Genomic DNA, 24,122 nt, shown 5'->3' on the forward strand with positions numbered 1-24,122 from the left:
GAATCATAACGCTTTCTTTAAATTGAATATTCTTTGGTCGTCTTTGTGATGACCAAACGTTTCTGCTACCTTTTTAAGTTTGCCATTTTAATCAATAGTTTGTAATCATTTGGTTCAAAACGCTTCTTCAAATCCAAACCCTCTGCCTTATTAGTCTCAATCGTTTTTAAGGCAGCAGTTTTTGCTTGTGACAATTTATTCAGCTTATACAAGACTTTTGTATAATTAAACCAGTCCCTTGACATAAATTCATTTTCCCACTTCACCTGTGCATATTTGAGCCATTTTTCTGCTTTGAGTAATGCATTTTTATCATTTGAATGATTAATTATGCTCCCCGCATAACTTGTATAATGGAATTCAGAGTCATTATACTTATCACCTTTCTCTAACGCAAGTTTTACAAGTCTGTTCCCATTTTCATTTTGATAAAGGAACATATCCATGTGATAAAGAATATATTCTCTACTAGGGAAGTTTAGTTTTGCTATTTCTTGCCTGTATTTTAAATGGTCTTTTTTATCAAAATCCATAAAGTTGGACATCACTACATCATAAATTTTTACCCTAACTGAATCTTGGGAATATAATTGTGCAAACTGTTTTTCATTTTTTACAAGAAATTGAAAGAACTCGTTTCTATAAAAATCAGTGTAGTCTCTAATGATATTCCAGCTGACTTGATTGAACTTGTCCTGTTCAGATTGACTACTAAAATAATTTTCTAATATGTCTTTATTAGAGAGTGTGTATTTTCTTAATTCTAGGTGCTTAAAAACGTATTTCGGGTCAATGTAATTAGCTTTGTAAAAAGAATCCAAGTAAGTGAATGTTTTTTCTGGAATGTATGAATCTTTTCCAAAATTAATCAAGGCATCAGGGGTTTTGAAACCTGAAGTCCGATGGACTAAATTTCCGTCGGAATTAATAATTAAAAGTGTAGGATACCAACTTACCTTATAGTTTTTCTTAATTTCTATTCCTTCCCCTTTTTCTGCATCAATTTTAATGTTAACAAATGCTGAATTAAAATAAGTTGCAACAGAGTCATTTGTAAACACCTCTGAATCTAGCTTCTTGCATGGTCCGCACCACTCGGTTGCTACGTCTATGAATATATATCTATTTAGTTTTTTAGCATTTTCAAGAGCAGTTGAAAAGTTTATAGGCTTAAAGTCAATCTTGCTGTTTTGTGATTTAGCTGAAATCTGTAATAGCACAACCATTCCTATGAGTAAGCTATTTCTTAAAAATTGATACTTGATTTTCATATTATTTTTTTTAGAATTTCTATTTATCAAATGGGAAATTTCTACCAACTTTCCGCATCATACGTTCCATAAGTTCATTTGCACTGGAAAATGTTCCTTCATCCATTTCCTTTGCCATCCGCCATATAACATCGCCTGTTTTACCATCATATATTTGCATAATTAGCTGTCCACTGCCTGTTCCTTTGGCAAATCCAAGTAAAAGAGCACTGGCAATTGCCCCCGCCTCACTACCTGTTTTTGAATAATTCCAGTTTGACTTAATTACGATATCAACTCCCAAAATTTTACATATAGAATCGGGTAAAATCTCATTGTAATTATCATAAATCCCTGCTTTTTTCAGTAGGGCGTTTGTTCTGTCAACATCTTGAAAGCTAACTGTATAGTCATCCATCTTTCTTAGCATATAGGTATACATTCCTTGTTGCATCTGTGGACCCTCTTTCTTTTCATCCTCTTTGATGTTTTCCACCGTAACACTCTTCGGCATTTTTTTATAGGAAATAGTGACATTGAATGGGAGGATAGCTGCTGTTTTAGCTCTTTTGATTACCTCTTTCAAATTAGGAGCGGAGTAGGTTTGCTTTGTTCCCTGTGCTTCGAGAAGATAACATGACAGGGAAAGAATGAATATCAATAAAAATTTTAGTTTCATATTCTAATTCTGGGTTGATTATTTTATTTGAGCCAAGTGATGTCAAATAACATACCTGTGCCATTTAGGTTATTGGGTATAGTTATAAACGCTGGATAAGCGTTTGTACCTGTATTATATAAAGACGGAACCAATGGTGCGAAGCCTAATCTGGTATCTGTAAATAGTCCCACACGCCAAACTTCAACTTGGAAGTCAAGAGCTAGGTTCAGTAAAATAAGGCTGCCACTAACTGTGAAAGTGGTTGGGAATTTAGTTGAGTTGAAGTCTTTAACATTTCCTGATTTCCATACTTCTTGGTTGTTTGAATTGATAACACGGAAGTAAAAATCAAAGTTTCCTGTTGGAGTATTAGTCAGGGAACCGAGTGTTATTTTATCTATTTGTAGTCTGGTGGCAGGATTTGGTATGTTTACAGTTTTAGTTACACTATTACTGCCTCCAAGACCAGTTGCTGTCAGTCTAACAGTATAAGTCCCTCCCCTTGTATACAAGTTGGTTGGACTTATTAATAGTGAATTATTGTTGTCGCCAAAATCCCATCTATAATCCGTAGCATAAGTTGATAGATTTGAGAAAACAACTGTTGTCGGAGCAAAAGGTTTTGAAATTGTGTAGTTGAAATTAGCCGAAGGTGCCGGATTAGCAGGGGCAGGAGCTTCTTTTTTGGAACAGCTCACTACTGTAAAGAGCAATAGAGCAATGATAGGTGATAAGGATTTTTTTAACATTTTTGGTCGATTTTGGTAGCCTTAGTGTCCCCTCTAATTGGCAGAAAAAAATCAGCGTGAGACAATTGCTTAATCGCTACCCACGCCCGACCAAGAGCGTATACGCCAAATAAGAATGCCCCACGCCTTCACGTGACAGCACTTACTTATTCTGGCGTCTATATGCTTTATTTTACTTGGTCGGTTTGGGTAGCAAACAAGAACGCTGTGTAATTATTTTATTTCTTTAGTTCATATTTCATATTTTAAACAATTTAAAGATAGTTTCTTTTATACTTTGAATTAGAGACTTTTTAAGGGTTTGATATAAAAAAATCATAGTTTTTGTATCCTTAGTCTCCCCTTTTATTTTGAAATATCAAAATGTTATTGAAAGAATAAGAGTTTAGAAATATTAATGTTTTATTTATTCTTCTTTTGCTTTTCTGACCCATCATCAATTGATTTCAACTTTTCTAGTTCTTTACGCTTTTGGCTTAACTTCAGAATTATAACCTTTTTCTGTAAATCTGTCAGCTTGCCTTTGCTTTCCTCATTCGGCTTATCGGGGTTTGGATTCTGATTCATAATATTGTACAATTATATTTATTCAGCTTTTTTGTTTTTGTGTTGCTCTTCCATAAGTTTCCTAATTATGTTCTTACCTTGTTCTTCTTTCTGCCTCTCTAGTCTTAATTCATTTAATATTTCTAATACTTCTTTCTTGGCTTCTGGACTAAGGCTTTTAAACCTTTCTGCTAAAGTCGCTTTTTTAGGGTCTTTGCTCATGTTTACTACTAATTTTCATTGGTAAAAGTGTCCTCGTAATCCTTTCTACTTAATACAGTGTCAAACAATCCTACATCTTCCCCTTTATGCCTATTTATTCCCGTATACTCCAAACTTGCATCCTCATACCGTTTGAATTTGTATACAGCATCATTCATTAATGCAGAATTGAAAACCCCAATACTCATGAGTAATTCAAAGTCTTTCACATTTAAACCTGTCACTTTTTTAAATAATGATGGCTCTAATTGTGTAATGACATCTTTCAAACTTCGTTCTCTATAATCTGTTAAATACATAAATACAGGCACTCGTGTTGCGAACTTGATTAGCTTTTCTTGGATTTGCTTTCTAAGACTTTTGTATTCTTTTTCCTCATCCGAAAGGTCTTTTTTCTCTTTTTTGGTCAGTTCTCTGTCATTGGCTTCTTTCTTTGCTTTTTTTACTGCTTCCGATTTATTAATTATAGTTTCAATGTCCTGATTCAAATTCCTGAAACCTTCAATGCTCATTAAAGCTTTCATTGCTTCTTTGTTTGCCATCAATCGAGCAAGTGTATTGTTGTCCACATTCACGAGCAATGCACTTTCCCAGCGTCTTGCCAAAAGCGTTGCAGTTGTACCACTCATTGCCATATCCAAAATACCTGCTGCATCTACTTGCTTCATTGAACTTCCGTCATAAGCCAATACTGGCAGGAAGTTTATAAACTCGGCAACTTTTGCTTCTGGGTTCGATTCATTTACATTCAGTCGGCAACTGTAATCTGCAATTTGTCTTAATGCACGGTCTGGAGCAAAGTCAAAAACATAACATTCCTCTTTTAGAATTTCTTCTTTATTGGGCGATTTGCTGTCAGGGTTTTTAATAACCCAAGGCGTTTGCACACGGAATGCCGCTTGAAAATAGGTTTCAGGACTTGAAGAATTACGAAGCATAAAAATGCCTGTCCACGGTTTTACCGATACGCCTGTGGTGAGTTTACCGCACGAAAGTGTAATGGTTTTTGATTCCAATGGATTGTCGGTCATTGCATCCAAAACTCGGGGCAATGCTTCTATCCCTATTCCTGCTTGTGTTCCTGCTGCAACTACCACTTTGTAATCGTGGTAAAATGTGTTTTGTCGTCTTTCAAGCAATAATGCCATTGCGTTACACGCTGCAACGGTTGGCAAAAACCAAAAAGTATGATTCAGCACTTTGAGCAATGGAGCGTGTGAAAACGGCAAAGGAGGCTTTTTTGCTCCCATTTTCAAATGGTCAACGGTAGTTTCACTAAAAGAACCCCGAATTAAATCCAACCATTTTTGTACTTCATCTTCATATTTGAAACGGGCTTTTCGCCCTTCGCCTTCGGCTGAAAAGAATATGTTTAAATCAAAACCGTCAAACTCGCCTTGCATTGCAATTTGGCGAATGGAATCAGGCAATTGATACGTGAGCATTACCATTCTTGGCAGAGCTGCATAAGGATTTGCCCCTTTTGAATTGTCCCAATTTTCTTTTTCTCTTTGTTCGTCAGAATACGTCCAATTGAAAATTTGCTCTTCTATAAATTCGCCTGAACTGATTGCACGAAATGGAGTGCCTGACAATGATTCAATTTTACAAACTGCATAAACATTCAATAGTGCTCTAAATATTCATCAATTGCATTAAGTGTTCATGGTTTGTTTATGTACAAGATTCAATAAACCTATTTTCAGTACTATCTATGAAAAAAAACTTGATAAATTGTGTTGAAACGTGACAATTCTATACATTTACGCTAGTTCTTGTAAAAAAATGTTCAAGATTGTCAAAAAATGTGATTCAAACTCTAGTTTGACACCGACAAAAGTCCAGTTTTTGTAAGTTGTTGATTATCAGTATTAAAGAATAATGTATTTCGTGATTTGACAATCCAATCCGAATCACAGTAAATTGTGCTAAAATAAAACCCTACAAATTTTTGTAGGGTTTTATTTTTTAGTCGGCTGAAACCAATTTACTGGTACTTCTGTACAAATAATTAGTGTAAATATGCCTTCTTGCAAATCTGCCTGGAGTTTCAGCATTGATTAGTTTAACATAAATGGCTTTTGGTACACCAAAATATTCATATTCGTTTCCATCTTCAAAAACTATTTTCAGTACTTCAGATTTATAGTCAAAATCTACAATACTTGAATTATTGGTGGTTTCTGTATAATCAGCTAAAGTTGATTCTCTTGTTTCAGGTGCAATACTTACCAGAAAATGATAGGCTTGAATGATTTTTTTGCTTTTTTCCTCAGCATCTAATTTTAAATCAGGGTTATCAGAAAACTTGTCTGGATGCCACTCTTTCATCAAACCTCTGTAAATGGATTTTAACTCTTTTAGGCTGGATAATTCAGTAGCCCCTAATAATTTTCTGTAACTCAAAATTTGTCTCATAAATAGTTTATGCGGTTATATTTCCTGCTTTTTTTTGCAAAGGTACCATAAATAGCGCTATTGCCTTATTCAAAACCTACCCATCCGTTGTTTTTTAGTTAATTTGCCATATGAATGTTCAAATGGAAGAAGGCTGGAAGAAATTGTTAGCAAAGGAATTTGAAAAGCCATTTTTTTTACAAGTTGTTGCACACTTAAGAACAGAGAAAGCAACCAATGCCATCATTTTCCCACCAGGGCCACTTATTTTTAATGCATTTAATACAACGCCACTAAATCAGTTAAAAGTGGTAATACTTGGTCAGGATCCTTATCATGGACCAGGCCAGGCACATGGTTTAAGTTTTTCTGTTCCTGATGGAGTAAAACCGCCGCCTTCATTAGTTAATATCTATAAGGAATTACATAAAGATATTGGAATGCCAATCCCTAGCACTGGCAACTTAATACCTTGGGCTCAACAAGGGGTATTACTGCTAAATGCAGTTTTAACGGTGAGAGCGAATGAACCAGCAAGTCATGCTAAAATTGGATGGATGGAGTTTACCGATTCAGTTATCAGGAAAATTTCACAAGAAAAAACAGGTATTGTTTTTTTGTTATGGGGTAAATTTGCACACGAAAAGCAAGCCCTAATAGATGAAACAAAACATTATGTACTGAAGGCAGCACATCCTTCGCCATTTAGTGCAGACAAAGGTTTTTTTGGTTGTAAGCATTTTAGTAAAACCAATGAATTACTTGCTCAGCAAGGATTAGATCCCATAGATTGGCTTTTATAGAAGGCGCATTTTATATTGATTAGTTATTAAAAAAATAAGAATGAAAATTTTTAAAGATATTTTCGCTAGAATCTGGGCCTTTTGGGGGTTAATCAGTTTTGCAGGCACTTTTTTAATTATCCTAATTCCCTCTTTGTTAACCGCTTTAATTCCTGATCCTAAAGGCATGGGTTATTTTATCAAGTTGGCTAGAATATGGATGAATACTTGGTTGTTTATGATTGGATGCCCAGTTACAGTTAGAGGTAAAAACCATTTTAAAAAAGGGGAAACTTATATTGTGACTTGCAACCACAACTCATTATTGGATATTCCCCTTTCCTCCCCTTTCATACCTGGTGCTAACCAAACCATTGCAAAAAAAGAGTTTACCAAAATCCCTTTGTTTGGCTGGTATTATGAAAGAGGCTCTGTTATTGTAGATCGTAAAAGCGATGCGAGTAGAAGAAAAAGCTATGATCTTATGAAAGCAGCTTTAGAAAAGGGATTTCATATGTGTATTTATCCAGAAGGAACAAGGAATAGATCTAATGCGCCTTTAAAACAGTTTTATGATGGTGCGTTCAAATTGGCTGCAGATTCAGGTTATTCTATTATACCAGCGGTGATTTTAAATACAAAGAAAGCATTGCCAGCAAATAGATTTTTTTATTTAATTCCCCATGCTTTATCTATTCATTTTCTTGAGCCGGTTCCGATTAATGGACAATCATCAGCCGTATTAAAGGAAATTGTTTATAACAGAATGGCTGATCATTATTTAAAGCATACCCAATCTTAGTAGGGCTAAAAATTAGAGAAAGTTCTACTTCTATTTATTCGTAGGTCTCTTAATATGCCAGATTTTGGATTTACAGTAATATTGAAAGACCTGAACAATCCAATAGGGGTAACATTTATAGATAATTGCCAACAATGCATTTCTCTTGTTATAAAAGTACTAAGCTGTTGTAGATTCCCTTTTGTAATATCATAAAATCCAGTAGCCCCTACCTTCCATTTATCTGTTAAGCTAAAATCTCCATTAAAATTAAAAGTCGAGAATGTTTGTGTAATAAATCCGCTGTAATCTGGGGCTAATACCCTTGTAAAGTTGAAGGAGTATGCAATAGATAAATTCCAAGGAATATTAAAATCGGTAAACTCTGCGGGATTTGCTCTGGCAAATTGTAATTGTCTTTGTTGTTCATCAGGCGTCATAAAGGGATCAACTGGCAATTCTTTTGCCTTGTCGTCTTTGCCATCCTTAGATTTACTTCTGAAAGAAGTTGAAATAGCTACGTTTCCGCTAGTGATGCGCCCAAATTTAAATTTAGCGGGATCAAAAAGTATTTGCTTTAATCTAAAACCTTTATTATCAATATCGTAAGGGTCTAAATTAGCACTTGCAGTGATATTGACTTTTTCAAAAAGCGTACTTCTTGCATAGAAATTAAAATTACCCAATTGAAAACTATCTGCTAAAAAATTGTAATTAGAATTAAATCCAAATCCGTCTATTAATTTAATTTTTTTACCTGCCTTGTCTGCTGTGTCTTGTTTGTTTTTGGTTTTCATTTCCAACAAATTGTCAATTCCAAAACCTATCCCACCAAAAGCACCTTCCCCGTATGCACCAATAATACCGCCGTCAAATTGAGATACCCTAATTGTTCTATTACTTGTATCAACTTTTAAATTGTAATAATATTTTGCATTCATATCAGGTTGATAATTAAAAGATATCGTAGGCCTGATTTCGTGTCGGATTGCAATTACATTACTAGTGGGTTTAAATTTATAAGTACCAAAAATTCGAGTATTTGCAGCAAGGCCAAAACTCATTTGTCTTGCAGTATAAAATCCACGCTGTATAACTGTATCCACTTTATTAGTGTTATTGTTCCAAGACCTAAAGTTTCGCTGCCCATACCATCTTTCAGAATAAGAAATACTGGGCGCTATAGTAATTGGCCCTAATGAGGGCAATGATAATGTTATGGGAATATTATGTTGTGCACCATATTGAATGGTATCCAAAATTCTTCTTACACTAAATGCGGTATCATAAAAAGAAACCTGATTTTGGAAGTTCCCACTGTAACCTATACCTATTTTTTCATACCATTTACCAGCTCCTACTTGTTCTTTTGGTTGGAAAGGATAAAAAGTAACTACGTTAAAATTTACCGTTGGTAAATTCATGTTCACCAATCTTAGGTTGTTATTTTGATTATGGTTTAGGTTAACAGATAAATTATATTTTCCTTTCCAATCTTTACTATAACTAACAGAAGAACTCAATTGGTTTTGAAAATTCACAAAAGGATTATTCAAAAGTGTTTGATTGAATCTGCTGCTACCAAAATTTACATTAGCAGAAAAATTAGTTCCAGGCCTTGCTCTTGAATCTCTACTATGCGACCAATTGATCATAAAAGACCGGCTCGAATTAAACTCATCTTTAGATAAAGTACTTCTGTTTAAACTCTTAGTATTCTGAAAAGTGATATTTAGGTTGCCTGTATAAGCGTAACGTTTAATGTATTTTGAGTTTATATTCAAATTCCAGCCACCAAATGAGTATAAATTAGAACGTAGGGTAACATCCATATTCTCGCTCAAAACAAAATAATAGCCTAATCCCTCTAATCCAAGGCCAAAATCGGGACTGCCTGTAAATGCCGGCGGTAATAATCCCCCATGCCTACCTTTATTTAAAGGAAAAATTCCAAATGGAATGCCTATTGGCATTGGTACCCCTTCGAATTCAGGAAAAGAAGGACCAGCAATCCCCATTTTATTATTGATGATTTTCATTTTGCTGGTTCGAAAATTGTAATGTGGAACATCTAAATTACACGTTGTAAATCGAGCTCTTTTAGCGTAAACTTCTGTGGAACTGATCTTTTTTAAGTCTATTGCATTAACATAAATTTCTCCTTCCTGAAAAAATGTATTCTTTGTTAATCCTTTACCAGATTTCATATTGTAGAAAATGGTATCACTAATCGATTTCATTTCACCCTGAATAAACTGTGGCTTGCTTGCCGGATTACCAGTAGAGTCTTTTGACCCATAAGACTGTACCATTTGTGATCGCTGATCATATTTGATAGTTGCTGCGTCTAGTTTAAGGTCTGTATAGTCTACTTTGGCTTTTCCGTATAAGAAAAACTCTCTGGTTGAGATAATAAGTACCCCTGAGTCCTCCGCATTGTATTTTATAGGGGCGTCAATCGAATCTTTGGAAATTTTTAACGTATCAGTTTTAATTCGTATACTGTCTTTGAGAATTGGCTTAAATGTAGTGTCCTTAAGTGTTTGAACTGATTTGTTTGGCTGGCTTTGCGCATTTGCTTTTGGCAACCATAATGTTAATATCCCCAAATAAAGGAACAGAACAATAGCCAGCCTTGTTTTTACGTTAATTTTACTAATTCTGTTCATGGTACTATAGGCAAAATTAAGGTCTAAAACCGTGTAAATAGAATTTTAGGTTTGATTCCTTAATGAAATGATATGATTACAAGACATATTGCTGCTTTCTTACTGTTAAGTTTAACATTCCTACTGTCTACTTCTTATACAGAACCACATCCTATTCAGCAGCCGAAACAGCCCCTAAAGAGAATTATTATTGACGCAGGTCATGGTGGTACTGATGTTGGGGCAAAGGGAAGATATTCTACTGAAAAAGATCTTTGCTTGGCTATTTCACTCAAGTTAGAAAAAATGATGCAACAGGAAATACCTGATGTTGAATTAGTAATGACAAGAAGAACGGATGTGTATGATGATGTGGTAAGAAAAGCGGAAATTGCTAATCAGGCAAAAGGAGATTTATTTCTTTGTATACACGTAAACAGTGCTAGACCTATTAAGCAAACTGAATTTATTGGCTACAAAACCGTTACTTCTTATAAAGGCAAAGGGAAAAAAAGAAAAAAAGTATCAAAAAAAGTAAAGGATTATAGAACCTGGTATATACCCAATCCGGCAAAAGGTACAGAAACCTTTATTTACAATGTAAACAAAACGAGCGGTAGAATGAAAGCGCTTAGTCAAGATGATGATTTAAGCATGGACAGTGCTACCCAACAAGAAATGAAATTATTTGAGCAAAATGATCCAGCAAAAATGATGTTGCTGAGTATGAAAACCCAGACCTATTTTCAAAGAAGTGCAGATTTAGCATTGACAATTGAAGATGAATTTAAAAAAGTGGGAAGAATTAGTAGAGAGGCTAAGCAGCGTAATGAAGGTATTTTTGTTTTACATGCGGTGAATATGCCCGCTGTTTTGGTTGAAACAGGCTTTATATCTAATCCAGAAGAAGAAGACTATTTAAATAGTGAAGAAGGCCAGAAGGAGATTTGTGAAGTAATCATTAAGGCCGTAAAAAGGTATAAATACTCCTTAGAAAAGCAATTAACCAATTCAGTGGAATCGAATAAGCAATAAACGGTTGAACTACCTTAAATTTGTTCTAGACTCAAATTAATGTCAACGTAATGACTGTATCGAATGAAACAAAAGTAGGTGCGCTTACCGCAATAGCCATCACCTTACTCATATTGAGCTTTAATTTTTTAAAAGGAAAGACCTTATTAAAAACAGGTAATTATTTATACGCTAAGTATACTGATACAAAAGGAATTAAGATCTCTAATCCTGTATATGTTAAAGGGTTTCAAGTCGGTGCTGTTGCTGATATTGAAAATGCAGACCCAAATCTAGCATCAATCATTGTCGCAATTAAATTAACAGATACCTACAATATACCCTCCAACTCTGTTGCGGTTATCAATGAAAACCCTCTTGGAACACCGAGTATTGAAATCAGATTGGGGGACAATAAAGCTTATTTGCAGCAAGGAGATACACTCTTAACTGCAGAAAGCAAAGGCTTATTAAGTGGGGTTATGGACAAATTAGGACCAGTAACCCAGCAACTCGAAAAAACAATTGCTACTTTAGATACAGTTTTAAAAAACTTGAATTCTGTATTTGATCCCCATACAAAAAACAACTTACAGTCTGTCATAGCGAATGTAAATAAAACGACGGAAAGCTTAGTGGTATCTTCTGCCTCTTTACAACAAATGTTGAATCAACAAACTGGTTCTATTGCACAGAGCATGAATAATGTCAATAAGTTTACCAAGAACTTAAGTGAAAACAATGATCGTATAAATCAATCTATCAATAACGTAACTAAGGCTACTGAAAATTTTTCAAAAGCCGATTTAGTAGGTTCGGTGGATCAATTAAAAACTGCCATTGGAAACTTAAATGCTTTAGTAGCTAAAATAAATTCTGACGAAGGAAGCTTAGGAAAACTAATTAATGATAAGACACTTTACAATAATTTAAATAATACCATACGCAGTGCTAATATTTTAGTAGATGATTTAAGAATTCATCCCAAGCGCTATGTGAACATTTCGGTATTTGGTAAAAAAGATAAATCTGGACCATTGATGGCTCCTATAGCTGATACAATTAAATAGAATCAATAAATGTCTGGGAAATATTTTTTATTGATTTTACTATTTCTTTTTACTAAAATTTGTATTGCCCAAAGATTACCCAATGATACAACTTCCCCAGAAGGTAAACGGATTGATATACTTTTTGCAGATCGATATAATTACCAAAAGTTAGATTCATTAAATGAGTTTGTATCACTTGCTGGTAAAGTAAAAGTACAACAAGACAAAGTGATTTTCTATGCTGACAGTGCAGTATTAAATAGACAACTCAATATTTTGGAAGCTTTTGGGAATGTTCATATTAATGATGCAGATAGTATTCATACCTATGCCCAATATCTGCGATACTTAGGGAAAGAAAAAAAAGCTTTTTTGCAAAAAAAAGTTAAACTAACAGATGGCAATGGGATACTTACAACAGAAGAATTAGAATATGATGCAACAGTTAAAATAGGTACTTATTTAAAAGGGGGTAAGTTAGTAAATAAAAAATCTACCTTAACTAGTATTGAAGGTTACTATTATGGTGATACAAAAGATGTTATTTTCAAGCGAAAAGTAGTCATGGTTGACCCAGATAATAAAATTACTGGGGATACTTTACAATATAATACAAGCACAGAAATTGCAACTTTTACCTCCCCTACTTTAGTTTATAATATTAAGGATAAGAGAACTATAAAAACCAGAGACGGTTTTTATGATATGAAGAATAAAAGAGCTGAATTATATAAACGTTCTGTAATTGAAGATAGTTCCGCAGTATTTACAGCAGATGATATGGCTTTTGATGATTCTACTGGATTAGGAGAATTTAGGGGTAATGCGGTGTATAAGAGTAAAGACACTGCTCAAGGATTTGATATGATTGCAAATAATATCAGAACGAATAAAAAAAATAACTCAATGGTAGCTACCCAAAAACCATTGCTTTTAATTAAACAGGGGGTTGATACTATTTACATTACTGCAGATACTTTGTATTCAGCTAAGTTATCAGATTTAAAAAAGTCGCGTCTTGTTCCTACTATTAGAGATTCTTCCGCCGTTGACTCTATTAAAAGAAAAATCAACACTTCCAATAAAGAAGTTGAAGATAGTTCTGACAAATTTTTTGAGGCATATTACAATGTAAAAATTTTTTCTGATTCTTTACAAGCAGTTGGCGATAGTTTGTTTTATTCACTTAAGGATTCTGTTTTTAGACTATTTAAAAAACCAATTGTTTGGGCCCAAGAGAATCAAATTTCTGGAGATACTATTTACTTATACATACAAAATAAGAAACCTGAAAGATTGTATGTTTTTGAAAATAGCATGGCCATCAACAAAGTTGATAGTTCTGTTTATTTTAATCAATTAAGGGGAACAACCATTAATGCCTTGTTTATTGATGGCAAGATTAATTCTATGCGCGCAAAGGGGAACGCTGAAAATGTTTATTACGCAACTGATGAAGATAAAAGTTTCATTGGTGTAAATAAGTCCACGGCTGATATTATTGATGTCTTTTTTGAAGATAGTAAACCACAAAAAGTTATTTTTCTAAGAAATCTTGATGGAACAACTTATCCTATGCGATTGACCAATCATGAGGAATTAAAAATTAGGGGTTTTAAATGGCAAGAAGCATTAAGGCCCAAATCAAAATTTGATCTACTGATGTTTAAATAGATTTTTATGGCAGCAAGAAAGTTGGTAAGAAGGGTTATAATTAATCCATTGATCACATTTATACATGATAGTAGATCAATAGGTATCGTTTTATTATTTGCTACAGCAGTATCTATTTTGTTAGCCAATATTTCTTCCATTTCCAATTCCTATATTTCCCTATTTCATTGGAGTATTGATGGGTCTTCGGAACATGCAATTGAATGGGGAATTTTTCATTTTCCTAATTCATTGATCGTGATAATAAATGATTTACTTATGACCGCTTTCTTTTTTTTAGCGGGTATGGAAATCAAAAGAGAATTAATTACTGGCGAATTGGCATCTTTTAAACAATCATTGCTACCCGTTGTAGCTGCTATAGGCGGAATGTTAGTGCCAGCTTTGATTTACAGCCAGTTTAATCGGGGTACTGAATATATGAATGGATGGGCCATACCAATGGCAACAGATATAGCTTTTACACTAGGTATTGCTTCATTATTAGGGAATAGAGTTCCCGTTGCTTTAAAAATATTCATTACAGCTTTGGCAATTATAGACGATTTAGGTGCTATTGTTGTAATAGCGCTCTTTTATGGAGGTCAATTAAAGTTCTTGTATTTATTATTGAGTGGCTTAATTATACTAACATTACTTGCTCTCAAAAAAAATAGAACAAAATTGGGATGGTATACTTGGGTATTGGGATTAGCATTATGGTATACCATGTTTAATTCAGGTATACATGCAACAGTTGCAGGAGTTTTATTTGCTTTTACAATTCCAGTTACGAAACTAGCAGATTTAGAATTGAAATTTCATACGCCAGTTTATTTTATTATAATGCCTATTTTCGCTTTAGCCAATACAGCCATTATATTACCAGAAGCGGGATTTAGTGCGTTAAATAATTCTTTTTCTTGGGGGATTATGGCTGGATTATTTATTGGGAAGCCGCTAGGAATTGTTATAGCATGTTATTGGATGGTAAAAAAGAAATGGGCAACACTACCATCGAATACAAATTGGCATCAGCTTTTGGGTGCAGGTATTTTAGCGGGTATAGGATTCACGATGAGTATATTTATTTCCATTCTTGCATTTCAAGATACAATAACGCAAGATATCGCTAAGATTGCAGTCTTAATTAGTTCAGTACTTTCTATGATTGTAGGGTATTTGTGGTTAGCTGCAAAAAAGTGAATTTTATTATTTACGCCATTCAAAAAAGAAAGTACTCCCTACATCAACAGTGCTTTCAACCCTTATTTTACCCCCCTGCTCTTCTACTAACATTTTCAATAAATTTAAACCAACACCAGTGCTTGAATCTGCAGAAGATTTATTATCAGTTGTTTCAAAAAGTTTGAAAATTTTACCATGATCAGCTTTTGATATTCCTTGCCCATTATCTTTTACGTAAAATTCATAAAACTCATTTGTGTTGTTGTTTATGCCGATATGAACCTCAGGATTTTGTTTATTATTATATTTTATTGCATTCGTAATTAAATTTTGAAATACCTGTTGTAATTTGATTTTTTTAGTCTTTAACTTAGGTAAATTATTATCAACAGTAATGTTAATTCGTTTAGGAAGAACTAATATTTGAATTATTTCATTAACTAGTTCGAAACTGTCTACTTCTTCAATTGTTTGTTCATTTAAACTCTTTCTAGAATAATCTAAAATTGATTCTATCATTCCAGTGAGTTTACTAGAAGCATTATAAATGATACTAGCATTTTCAAGTAATTCAGGTTCTTTAATGATTAATTCATCCTTCTGCATCATATCTGCTAACATTGCTATAGTTGCAATAGGTGATTTCAAGTCATGAGAAACAGTAAAGACAAATCGTTCTAGTTGTTTATTTACCATTTCAATTTCTTGTAAACTAACTTTTAGTTTCTGTTGTGCTAAATAAAGTCTTTCAAACACGTTTACCTTGGCTCTTGTTATATTAATATCAAGTGGTTTTTGTAAATAATCTACTGCGCCTTCTTCAAAACCTTGTAAAACAAACTTTTCTTCCTTACTAATGGCCGTTACAAATATGACTGATAAGTGTTGTGTTTTTTTATTTAGTTTAAGCATTTTAGCTACTTCAAAGCCATCCATATCAGGCATTTGAACGTCCAATAAGACTAGCCCAATATCTTCATGTTTGAGCGCCAATTTTAAAGCTTCATTTCCTGAATTAGCTTTTAAAAATCGACGGCCTGGTTTCTCTAATATTTCTTCTAAAGCAATTAAATTTTCTGGTCTATCGTCTACCAATAATATTAAAAATGGGTCTTTTTGATAATCTTGCTGCATATTCGTAAAGTTGAATTACTTTATTGGGATAACCACAATTTGATTAAAGTAAGTAGTTTTTGTATATCAACAGGTTTTGTAATATAATCGGAAGCTCCTGCTGCAATACATTTTTCACGATCACCAGCCATTGCTTTCGCTGTTAAAGCGATAATTGGTAGCTGTGTTAGGTTGAGGGTTTGCCTAATATGTTTCATTGCATCATAGCCGTCCATTTCAGGCATCATAATGTCCATTAATACCAATTGTGTATCTAGATTTTGTTTCAATATCTCTAAAGCTTCTTTGCCATCTGATGCACTAACAATTTCTGCTTGTTCTGCTTCCAACGCAGTGCTTAAAGCATAAACATTACGCATGTCATCGTCAACAATCAAAATCTTTCTACCTGCAAGGTTTTTAATAGTGGGTTTATGATGATCAATAGGATGATTGGATTGATTCTCGTGCTGTTTAAGTTTGTAGAGAAACTGTTCTATTTCACTTATTAATTTGATATCAGCAGAAGAAGAGTTTTTGACAATACTTTCAGATATCGTTTTTAAATATGTTTCTTCATCAGTAGAAATATGGCTATTGGCAAGTAATATAATAGGTGTTTTTTGTGTGTTTAATTCAGTCTTCCAAGCATCAAAAGCCGCACTATGAATGAAATTGTTTTCGGTCAAATCAATTATGATACAGTCTACTCTAACTTGACTAGCTTTTAATTTTCCCTCTTCAACGGAAGATGCACTTATAAAAGAAACTTCCTTGTACTTCTGCTGTAGTAATTCCTGAATATGTATATGTTTTAAGTGTTCATTAGAAATAAGCAGTACATTTTTGAAGTGTTGTTTTAAGTAATGACTTATTTTACTAAATGCGAGGTCTAGCCCTTCAAGATTGATTGGTTTTTTAACATAGGCCAAAGCTCCCCCTCCATTAAATCGATTATCATCAAATGCAGATATAATGTGTACAGGTATATGTTTGGTATTAGCATCTTCTTTAAGAATTTTCAATAAAGACCATCCATCAAGAATAGGAAGCTGAACATCTAAAATAATGGCATTCAATCGAAACTTCTTGGCGTATAATAAACCTTCGTCACCTTGTAGCGCAACAATGGTCTTGAATTTTTTATTTCTTGCAAAGTCTCGAACAATTGTAGCAAAATTGATATCATCTTCAATAATCAATACTACTTCGTCGGTTTCATTGATATTATTTCGGTCGTCAATTACTTTATTTTGTTCTTCAACATCATTTAGAGAAGGTGCGGCAGTTATTTTTAATGCCTCTTTTTTTACTTCAGTAATTTCAATTATTTCTATAGGAATAGTTAGCGTGAATTCACTTCCTTCACCTTCAATGCTCTGAACATCAATTTCTCCGCCTAATAATTTAGAAAGATGTTTGCTAATAGACAACCCTAAACCAGTACCACCAAATTTCCTACTAGTAGACCCATCCGCTTGTTGGAAAGCCTCAAATATTAATTGTTGTTTTTCTAAGGAGATTCCAATTCCGCTATCTTTTACTGATATACTTAATTTATTAGGGTTTTTATTATTCAATGTAAACTGGACAATTACTTTGCCTCCCTCTGGTGTAAACTTAAATGCATTAGATAAAAGGTTTTTAATAATTTGTTCCAATCTCTGAATATCTGTTTTAATGAAACTTGGAATCTTAGGATCTTTTATGATTTTGAATTCAATATTTTTTTGAGTTGCAACCACTGAAAATAATTGTTGTAAATCTGCGATAATGGTATCTGGCTTTATCTCTTCAATTGTTAAATCAATCTTTCCTGCCTCAATTTTTGAGAGGTCTAGTATATCATTAATTAATTTTAATAAATCTGATCCTGATCGGTGAATAATGGTGGCATATTCAATTTGCTTAGGTGTTAAATTTTTAGGGTTATTATCAGATAATAACTTTGCTAGAATTAATACACTATTCAATGGAGTTCTTAATTCATGCGACATATTTGCCAAGAATTCAGACTTGTATTTGCTCGTTTCTTGTAATTCCTGTGCCTGCCTACTTAACTCATTATTTGTTTGGCGAAGTTCTTCTTGTTGTTTAACTAAACTTTCTTTGTGTTCTTGAACCTCATCCAATAATGTATTGATTTTAGCCCTAGCCTGCTGTGCCTGAATAGCAGATGCTACATTATGTGAAATATTTTCTAATAGATTTTTCTGGTGGGTAGAAAACTCTCCAAAAATGCCTAACTCAATTAATCCTTTCAATTCATTGTCTAACCACAATGGCATACAAAGGATTTCTCCCCTACCCCTCATATCACCTAATGATGTTTCGACATGCCAATAATCAGCTGGAACATCTGAAATACTAACAGCTGATTTTTGTAATGCTGCATTTCCAATAATACCTTCCCCTATTTTAAAACCAATTTTTGCATCTGAAGATACTGCAACACCAGCAGTCATTTCTAATAAATCTGCCGTTTCATTTTTAATATAAATTACTCCAGCAGGTACTTCTAAATAACTTACCACAGATCTGATTACATTGTTAGAAAGAGTTGCCAATGAATTGGATTTTTGTATTTGGTCGTTAATAAAACTAACTCCTTCTAATAGTTTATTTTTTTCAGATGCCACCTGATTAATTTCTTCCATTTTAACAACAGTTTCTTTCAGGCGTTTCTCTGATCTAAACCTGCTTTTGAGTGTTGCTACAACTGCGTTTACTAAAATCAATACAATAACAATGAGTAAAACAACTCCCCCTAAAATAATTTTAGTTGATGATGAAAATGAATCTTGAATACTTTTTTCAGTTGAATCCAAATCATAGAGTAAAACACGTTTTACTTGATCAATTATAAGCAATACTGCATTTACCAATTTCCCTTCTGCTCTAATCTCTTCATTCGGGTTAGTATTTTCATTGGTATTCATTTTGATTTGATCTTTTTCCCAAAACAATACCAATCTAGTAATGGCAGTATCTAGTGAGGAAATCCGATCAATTAATGCTGGGTTTTCTGGTAGTTCTAAATGTAATTTTGTCATTATTGGTTTAATACTTGCCGCTGAAATGGAGAAATTTGCAATGGCCGTATCATTTCTAGTAATCCAATAATTTAGTCGGTTATTTCGCATACGCGATACATTGTACTGTAAGTCTTGAACATCTGTAATTGATTTTTTTAACTTAATTAAGTGGTTGGTTTTATCCACCTGAGTATTTAGTGTTTCGATAGAAAAAAAACCAACTAATAAAACTAAAATGATTGAAATGGCTAATCCTGAATAGAGCTTAAAGGGGATATTTTTCTTCATTGCCAACTTATAATTGAATTATAACAGTATATTGTTCCTAAGTTATTATAATTAATAATTGAGTACTGATTTATGTTTAGTTATTTGTAATTTGTAGTATAAATACTACAAGCATCCTATGCATAATGCTACAAATTTGATGTGAGATAGATAGAAAGTGAATTGTTGATTATTTTAAGTAATATGTATGTAATGAAAAGGTGCAATAAAATAAATGTTTTTTGCTGCCATTTGTTTTTTATCACAATGATTGGATTACCCAGTTTTTGTTTTTCGCAAAAGCAACAAAACGATACAAGTACCATTTCTAAAACGGCTAATAAAATATTTAACTCTATTGTCAAATCCATTTCTGTATCAAATCCAACTTCAGGAATACCCCATAATTCAGCTGAAAAGAATACCATTGAATTTGAACCTTACGAAGGAAGATTTATTCGTAATATAAGTGTCTCTAAAATTGCTTTTAATAATTTAGTAAATGACACTTCCGTAAATAATTCTAATTTTTTTAATCAGTTAGGTAATAAATTGCATTCTAAGACGAGGCATTCAGTGATTTTTAAAAATCTATTTTTTAAGTCGGGAGATCGTGTTGAACCAAATTTATTTTCTGATAATGAAAAGTTTTTGCGAGACCTCACTTTTCTTCAAGACGCAAGAATTATAATTCAACCGATTGCTAATAATGAGGATGAAGTTGATGTGATTGTTTTAGTAAAAGATGTTTTTCCTATTGGAGGAAGTGTTTCAGAGGTAAATGCCAATTTATTAGACCTTGAAGTAAACAATGATAATTTGTTTGGATCTGGAAATAGGTTTAGAATCAGACAATTTTTCGACACAAGAAGAAATCCAACTTATGCTTATGGTATTGAATTCTTATCTAGAAATATTGCAGGGAGTTTTTTGAATATTGCCGCAGGAATTAATTTGGAAAGACCAACATTCAATGCTGCTAAAAGAGAAGAAAAATCTTATTTTATAAAAGGCGATTTGCCACTCGTAAGCCCCTATCACCCTTATACGGGTGGTTTCGATTTATCAATCAATAGCACACAAAATACTTATTCTTCAGACTCACTATATAATCAACAACTTCGTTATGGCTATTATAATGCAGATCTTTGGATGGGTTATAGTTTAGGAGCAAAAGAAAGGATGCTAGATAATTTAGGTACTAGAAAGCGTGAGATTCTTTCTGCAAGATTGGTGAACAAATATTTCACTGCAAGACCAGATACATTGAAAACTTTATACGATAGTAGATATAATGATATAACTGGTATTTTATTTTCGTATACTTTATTTGAACGAGATTTTTATCATACTAATTTTATTTATGGGTTTGGACGAAATGAAGATCTGCCAGAGGGCTTTAGTTTTTCTATAACAGGTGGATGGGCAGATAGACAAGATGTTGCTCGATTCTACATAGGGGCTGAATATCAGCGAAGTTATTTTAATAGCAAAAAGGCATTTTTGAATTACACTTTAAAAGCAGGCGGTTATTTAAATAAAAAAAATCCAGAAGATATTTCTGCTTTAGCAAGTGTAGAGTTGATTACTCCTTTGAAAAGGTTACAAAAACGTAATTGGTTTATAAGACATTTTTTGAGTGGCAGTATAACATTACAAAAATCAATACGCTTGAACGATCCACTGCAGGTATCTAGTATATATGGTATTCCTAAAATAAGAAATACTCGAATTGATGGAACTGCAAGAATTACTATTAATGCTGAATCGGTTTTATACAATACCTTTAAACTAGTTGGCTTTAATTTCGCTCCTTTTGTTTTTAGCAATATTTCATATCTAAAGCTTTCCGCTGCTGATCCTGCAGAAGGTGCTGTATATAGTGCTTTAGGTGCAGGTTTAAGAACTCGAAATGAGAATCTAGTATTTGGTACCATAGAACTAAAAGCCTATTATTTTCCTAAAGTAGTTGAAAATATGAGTAGCTTTAATATAAGTATTTCTTCTAATTTAAGATTCAGGTTTCAGACTGATTTAATCCGAAAACCAGATTTTGTTGTTGTAAATTAGAATGAACAATTTTTTCCATTAAACGTTAAAGAATAATATTATGAAAAATTTATCTACTGCAATTTTTGTTGCAACAAGTCTACTAGTTAGTAGCATTTCATTTGCACAAGATGCGCCAAAACCAAAGCCAAGCCCATTAACTGAAACCAATTCAGTTTTATATAATGGCACTTCAGTGAGTATTAAATATAGCCAACCCTCTTTAAAGGGAAGAACTCCTGGGAAAGATATAGAGCCGATGATGGGTAAAATATGGAGAGCTGGCGCTAACGATGCTACGGTATTTGAAATCAGCAAAGATGTAAAAATTAATGGACAAAGCCTAGCTGCCGGAAAATATGCTTTTTTTACACTACAAAATGAAAAAGGTACTACCCTGATTTTTAACAAAACTTGGAAACAATGGGGAGCATTTCAATATAAAGAAGCAGAAGATGCTTTAAGAATTTCCGCTAAACAAACTGTTTCTACTGAACCTTCTGAGAAGCTAACTTATACTATCTCAAACAAAGGCTTGGTGAATCTAAAGTGGGGCACGATCAATATTGAATTTACTGTAGAATAATGTTGAATGGTACAAGCGTATAATTTTTTAGCTAGTTGGCAATTGTTTCCAGAGAAATGTGTTTTTGAGAATGGCCTAGCACCTAAAAGTGGTAATTACAAGATTGAAAGCATTGAAAATGGCCAAGCATTAAGTATCAGTATCAATTGGGTCAGTTTAGAAAACGAAGCATTTTATACGCAATATCGAATCATTCCTAATGACGAATTGCTCAGTTTAGAAAATAATGAATTAGCCAATCAAGTACAAGCGAGTATTACAAATGCTTCAACCTTGGTAGCTGTTTTTTACAAGGATAATTTACAAGTACTTCGAGTAGTTCATGAAATTATGCCCAATGGGTACATGAAAATCACACAAGAAGGGTTCGATAATCATAGTAAGGAGTTTAAGAATATAGAAGTATACCATAAGCAACTCAGTGTACTTCCCTATTCCGCTTCAGTTGCCGGGGTTGCAATAAGGCCTACTAAAGAAGGCGTTATTAAGCATAAAGCCCTTAGCGCAATGGAAGACCAAACCAATATGCAATTAGACCAAATTAGGCAGCAGATTGAGTTATTGGCAAGACAAGCACAAGAAATTAGAAAACGAAAAGAGCTTAGTATGATTATATACGAGGCAAAGTTGAATTTTAAACCACAAATTGGCCAAGTTTATCATTTATATGAAAAAAAGGATAATACCCATTTGCTCTCTTTAGTAGCCCCTCAAGAATGGGGAACACATGGACCATTTAAACAGTTTGTATCGTCAGTTAAATTGTTAGCCGATCATACTTGGGTTGAAGTATCCTAATTAATATTATTTAAAAAAAATCCCGGTAGTTTTCTTAACTGTCCGGGATTTTTATTTGATTATAGAGAAATTAGTTAGCTAATCGCTTGCTTAATTCACTATCGATTGCGTCTAAAAATTCTTCAGTATATAAATAATGTTCTCCATGATTTACTTTGTTACCATAAATACAAACTGCTAAATCTTTAGTCATTTTACCAGATTCAACTACATCCACACAAACTTTCTCTAAAGTTGTGCAGAAATTAATTAATGCTTGATTCTGGTCTAATTTACCGCGGAATTCCAATCCTCTGGTCCAAGCAAAAATGGATGCAATTGGATTAGTAGAAGTTGGATTACCTTTTTGATGTTCTCTATAGTGACGTGTAACCGTACCGTGTGCGGCTTCAGCCTCCATTACGGTACCATCAGGGGTCACTAATGTAGATGTCATTAATCCTAAAGAACCAAACCCTTGTGCAACAGTATCGCTTTGTACGTCGCCATCGTAATTTTTACAAGCCCAAACAAAATTACCATTCCACTTTAAAGCAGAGGCAACCATATCATCAATTAAACGGTGCTCATAAGAAATACCTGCTTCTGTAAATAATTGCTTGAATTCAGCTTGGTAGATATCTTCAAAAATATCCTTGAATCTACCGTCATATTTCTTTAAAATAGTGTTCTTAGTAGAAAGATATAAAGGCCATTTTTTTGACAATGCTTGGTTAAAACAAGCTCTTGCAAATCCTTTAATACTTTCGTCGGTATTGTACATTGCTAGCGCAACTCCGTCACCTTTAAAATTGTACACTTCAAATTCTTGAACTGTTCCATCTTCCCCTTCAAATTTAACAGTTAATTTGCCCTTTCCTTTGGTAACAAAATCAGTTGCACGATATTGATCGCCAAAAGCATGTCTTCCAATACAGATTGGTGCAGTCCAATTTGGAACTAATCTTGGAACATTTGAACAAACGATTGGCTCTCTAAATACAGTACCATCTAAAATATTGCGGATAGTTCCATTTGGACTTTTCCACATTTGCTTTAACTTAAATTCTTTTACTCTCTGTTCATCAGGAGTGATGGTTGCACATTTTATACCTACACCATATTGCTTTATTGCATGTGCTGCATCTATTGTTACTTGGTCATCAGTTTGATCACGGTATTCCATACCCAAATCATAATACTTTATATCTAATTCTAGGTAAGGTAAGATCAACTTGTCTTTAATGAATTTCCAGATAATTCTAGTCATTTCATCGCCATCTAGTTCAACTACTGGATTAGCAACTTTAATTTTTTGGGCCATAATTTGATTTTAATTTGTTGATTTCAGA

20 protein-coding genes are annotated in these 24,122 nt (G+C 33.4%); 9 read left to right on the forward strand and 11 right to left on the reverse strand.

Annotated features, from left to right (window positions below):
* Window positions 1-65: 65 nt before the first annotated feature.
* From ACTIEI_RS12745 to ACTIEI_RS12775, 7 genes are all read right to left on the reverse strand, one after another.
* Window positions 66-1,271: a thioredoxin family protein gene (locus ACTIEI_RS12745; RefSeq protein WP_439506675.1), complete on the reverse strand. Its 1,206-nt coding sequence runs from the start codon at window positions 1,269-1,271 to the stop codon at window positions 66-68.
* Between the two features lie 19 nt (window positions 1,272-1,290).
* Window positions 1,291-1,929, reverse strand: coding sequence for a hypothetical protein (locus ACTIEI_RS12750; protein ID WP_439506676.1), 639 nt, complete (start codon window positions 1,927-1,929; stop codon window positions 1,291-1,293).
* Between the two features lie 23 nt (window positions 1,930-1,952).
* Entirely contained in the window at window positions 1,953-2,660 is a 708-nt protein-coding gene (locus ACTIEI_RS12755; protein ID WP_439506677.1) for a PKD domain-containing protein, read from the reverse strand.
* A 402-nt stretch (window positions 2,661-3,062) separates the two neighbouring features.
* Window positions 3,063-3,227 (reverse strand): hypothetical protein, encoded by a 165-nt coding sequence (locus ACTIEI_RS12760; RefSeq protein ID WP_439506678.1) that lies wholly within the window; start codon window positions 3,225-3,227, stop codon window positions 3,063-3,065.
* 18 nt (window positions 3,228-3,245) lie between these two features.
* A complete protein-coding gene (locus ACTIEI_RS12765) occupies window positions 3,246-3,428 on the reverse strand; it encodes a hypothetical protein (RefSeq protein ID WP_439506679.1) in 183 nt (60 codons plus the stop codon).
* 8 nt (window positions 3,429-3,436) lie between these two features.
* A complete protein-coding gene (locus ACTIEI_RS12770) occupies window positions 3,437-5,023 on the reverse strand; it encodes a hypothetical protein (RefSeq protein ID WP_439506680.1) in 1,587 nt (528 codons plus the stop codon).
* Between the two features lie 373 nt (window positions 5,024-5,396).
* Window positions 5,397-5,846, reverse strand: coding sequence for a KTSC domain-containing protein (locus ACTIEI_RS12775; protein ID WP_439506681.1), 450 nt, complete (start codon window positions 5,844-5,846; stop codon window positions 5,397-5,399).
* 110 nt (window positions 5,847-5,956) lie between these two features.
* Here ACTIEI_RS12775 and ung point away from each other — a divergent pair, with 110 nt between their 5' ends.
* On the forward strand, window positions 5,957-6,628 hold the full coding sequence (gene ung, locus ACTIEI_RS12780) for a uracil-DNA glycosylase (RefSeq protein WP_439506682.1): 672 nt from the start codon (window positions 5,957-5,959) through the stop codon (window positions 6,626-6,628).
* Between the two features lie 40 nt (window positions 6,629-6,668).
* On the forward strand, window positions 6,669-7,409 hold the full coding sequence (locus ACTIEI_RS12785; RefSeq protein ID WP_439506683.1) for a lysophospholipid acyltransferase family protein: 741 nt from the start codon (window positions 6,669-6,671) through the stop codon (window positions 7,407-7,409).
* Between the two features lie 5 nt (window positions 7,410-7,414).
* Here the strand turns inward: ACTIEI_RS12785 and ACTIEI_RS12790 are convergent, their stop codons facing one another.
* On the reverse strand, window positions 7,415-10,057 hold the full coding sequence (locus tag ACTIEI_RS12790) for a putative LPS assembly protein LptD (RefSeq protein ID WP_439506684.1): 2,643 nt from the start codon (window positions 10,055-10,057) through the stop codon (window positions 7,415-7,417).
* A 72-nt stretch (window positions 10,058-10,129) separates the two neighbouring features.
* Here ACTIEI_RS12790 and ACTIEI_RS12795 point away from each other — a divergent pair, with 72 nt between their 5' ends.
* The 4 genes from ACTIEI_RS12795 to nhaA are packed head-to-tail and all read left to right on the forward strand — an operon-like array spanning window position 10,130 to window position 14,961.
* Entirely contained in the window at window positions 10,130-11,071 is a 942-nt protein-coding gene (locus ACTIEI_RS12795) for an N-acetylmuramoyl-L-alanine amidase family protein (protein ID WP_439506685.1), read from the forward strand.
* Between the two features lie 50 nt (window positions 11,072-11,121).
* Window positions 11,122-12,120: an MlaD family protein gene (locus tag ACTIEI_RS12800; protein ID WP_439506686.1), complete on the forward strand. Its 999-nt coding sequence runs from the start codon at window positions 11,122-11,124 to the stop codon at window positions 12,118-12,120.
* 9 nt (window positions 12,121-12,129) lie between these two features.
* On the forward strand, window positions 12,130-13,776 hold the full coding sequence (locus ACTIEI_RS12805; RefSeq protein WP_439506687.1) for an OstA-like protein: 1,647 nt from the start codon (window positions 12,130-12,132) through the stop codon (window positions 13,774-13,776).
* Between the two features lie 6 nt (window positions 13,777-13,782).
* Window positions 13,783-14,961, forward strand: a complete 1,179-nt coding sequence (gene nhaA / locus ACTIEI_RS12810) for a Na+/H+ antiporter NhaA (RefSeq protein WP_439506688.1) — start codon at window positions 13,783-13,785, stop codon at window positions 14,959-14,961.
* A 6-nt stretch (window positions 14,962-14,967) separates the two neighbouring features.
* On the opposite strand, the gene ACTIEI_RS12815 is transcribed toward nhaA, so the two are convergent.
* Together ACTIEI_RS12815 and ACTIEI_RS12820 are read right to left on the reverse strand one after the other, a co-directional pair.
* Window positions 14,968-16,077, reverse strand: a complete 1,110-nt coding sequence (locus ACTIEI_RS12815) for a sensor histidine kinase (RefSeq protein ID WP_439506689.1) — start codon at window positions 16,075-16,077, stop codon at window positions 14,968-14,970.
* A 20-nt stretch (window positions 16,078-16,097) separates the two neighbouring features.
* A complete protein-coding gene (locus ACTIEI_RS12820; RefSeq protein ID WP_439506690.1) occupies window positions 16,098-19,379 on the reverse strand; it encodes a response regulator in 3,282 nt (1,093 codons plus the stop codon).
* A gap of 246 nt (window positions 19,380-19,625) precedes the next feature.
* Here ACTIEI_RS12820 and ACTIEI_RS12825 point away from each other — a divergent pair, with 246 nt between their 5' ends.
* Genes ACTIEI_RS12825 through ACTIEI_RS12835 form a run of 3 tightly spaced genes read left to right on the forward strand, consistent with a single transcriptional unit; the run spans window position 19,626 to window position 22,791 of the window.
* Entirely contained in the window at window positions 19,626-21,428 is a 1,803-nt protein-coding gene (locus ACTIEI_RS12825) for a hypothetical protein (RefSeq protein WP_439506691.1), read from the forward strand.
* Window positions 21,429-21,468: 40 nt separating this feature from the next.
* Window positions 21,469-21,993, forward strand: a complete 525-nt coding sequence (locus ACTIEI_RS12830) for a DUF2911 domain-containing protein (protein WP_439506692.1) — start codon at window positions 21,469-21,471, stop codon at window positions 21,991-21,993.
* 6 nt (window positions 21,994-21,999) lie between these two features.
* Window positions 22,000-22,791, forward strand: a complete 792-nt coding sequence (locus tag ACTIEI_RS12835; RefSeq protein WP_439506693.1) for a DUF2452 domain-containing protein — start codon at window positions 22,000-22,002, stop codon at window positions 22,789-22,791.
* 70 nt (window positions 22,792-22,861) lie between these two features.
* Here ACTIEI_RS12835 and ACTIEI_RS12840 read toward each other — a convergent pair whose 3' ends face one another.
* Window positions 22,862-24,094 (reverse strand): NADP-dependent isocitrate dehydrogenase, encoded by a 1,233-nt coding sequence (locus ACTIEI_RS12840; RefSeq protein ID WP_439506694.1) that lies wholly within the window; start codon window positions 24,092-24,094, stop codon window positions 22,862-22,864.
* Window positions 24,095-24,122: the final 28 nt, after the last annotated feature.

Source organism: Sediminibacterium sp. (assembly GCF_051860225.1).
Classification (GTDB): domain Bacteria; phylum Bacteroidota; class Bacteroidia; order Chitinophagales; family Chitinophagaceae; genus Sediminibacterium.

Excerpts from the sequence above, each read along its gene's own strand:
- ACTIEI_RS12750 (WP_439506676.1), bottom strand. The coding sequence starts at position 1,929 with ATGAAACTAAAATTTTTATTGATATTCATTCTTTCCCTGTCATGTTAT.
- ACTIEI_RS12825 (WP_439506691.1), top strand. The coding sequence starts at position 19,626 with ATGATTGGATTACCCAGTTTTTGTTTTTCGCAAAAGCAACAAAACGAT.
- nhaA (WP_439506688.1), top strand. The coding sequence starts at position 13,783 with ATGGCAGCAAGAAAGTTGGTAAGAAGGGTTATAATTAATCCATTGATC.
- ACTIEI_RS12790 (WP_439506684.1), bottom strand. The coding sequence starts at position 10,057 with ATGAACAGAATTAGTAAAATTAACGTAAAAACAAGGCTGGCTATTGTT.
- ACTIEI_RS12765 (WP_439506679.1), bottom strand. The coding sequence starts at position 3,428 with ATGAGCAAAGACCCTAAAAAAGCGACTTTAGCAGAAAGGTTTAAAAGC.
- ACTIEI_RS12760 (WP_439506678.1), bottom strand. The coding sequence starts at position 3,227 with ATGAATCAGAATCCAAACCCCGATAAGCCGAATGAGGAAAGCAAAGGC.
- ACTIEI_RS12785 (WP_439506683.1), top strand. The coding sequence starts at position 6,669 with ATGAAAATTTTTAAAGATATTTTCGCTAGAATCTGGGCCTTTTGGGGG.
- ACTIEI_RS12830 (WP_439506692.1), top strand. The coding sequence starts at position 21,469 with ATGAAAAATTTATCTACTGCAATTTTTGTTGCAACAAGTCTACTAGTT.
- ACTIEI_RS12795 (WP_439506685.1), top strand. The coding sequence starts at position 10,130 with ATGATTACAAGACATATTGCTGCTTTCTTACTGTTAAGTTTAACATTC.
- ACTIEI_RS12835 (WP_439506693.1), top strand. The coding sequence starts at position 22,000 with ATGGTACAAGCGTATAATTTTTTAGCTAGTTGGCAATTGTTTCCAGAG.
- ACTIEI_RS12775 (WP_439506681.1), bottom strand. The coding sequence starts at position 5,846 with ATGAGACAAATTTTGAGTTACAGAAAATTATTAGGGGCTACTGAATTA.
- ACTIEI_RS12805 (WP_439506687.1), top strand. The coding sequence starts at position 12,130 with ATGTCTGGGAAATATTTTTTATTGATTTTACTATTTCTTTTTACTAAA.
- ung (WP_439506682.1), top strand. The coding sequence starts at position 5,957 with ATGAATGTTCAAATGGAAGAAGGCTGGAAGAAATTGTTAGCAAAGGAA.
- ACTIEI_RS12745 (WP_439506675.1), bottom strand. The coding sequence starts at position 1,271 with ATGAAAATCAAGTATCAATTTTTAAGAAATAGCTTACTCATAGGAATG.
- ACTIEI_RS12755 (WP_439506677.1), bottom strand. The coding sequence starts at position 2,660 with ATGTTAAAAAAATCCTTATCACCTATCATTGCTCTATTGCTCTTTACA.
- ACTIEI_RS12820 (WP_439506690.1), bottom strand. The coding sequence starts at position 19,379 with ATGAAGAAAAATATCCCCTTTAAGCTCTATTCAGGATTAGCCATTTCA.
- ACTIEI_RS12815 (WP_439506689.1), bottom strand. The coding sequence starts at position 16,077 with ATGCAGCAAGATTATCAAAAAGACCCATTTTTAATATTATTGGTAGAC.
- ACTIEI_RS12840 (WP_439506694.1), bottom strand. The coding sequence starts at position 24,094 with ATGGCCCAAAAAATTAAAGTTGCTAATCCAGTAGTTGAACTAGATGGC.
- ACTIEI_RS12800 (WP_439506686.1), top strand. The coding sequence starts at position 11,122 with ATGACTGTATCGAATGAAACAAAAGTAGGTGCGCTTACCGCAATAGCC.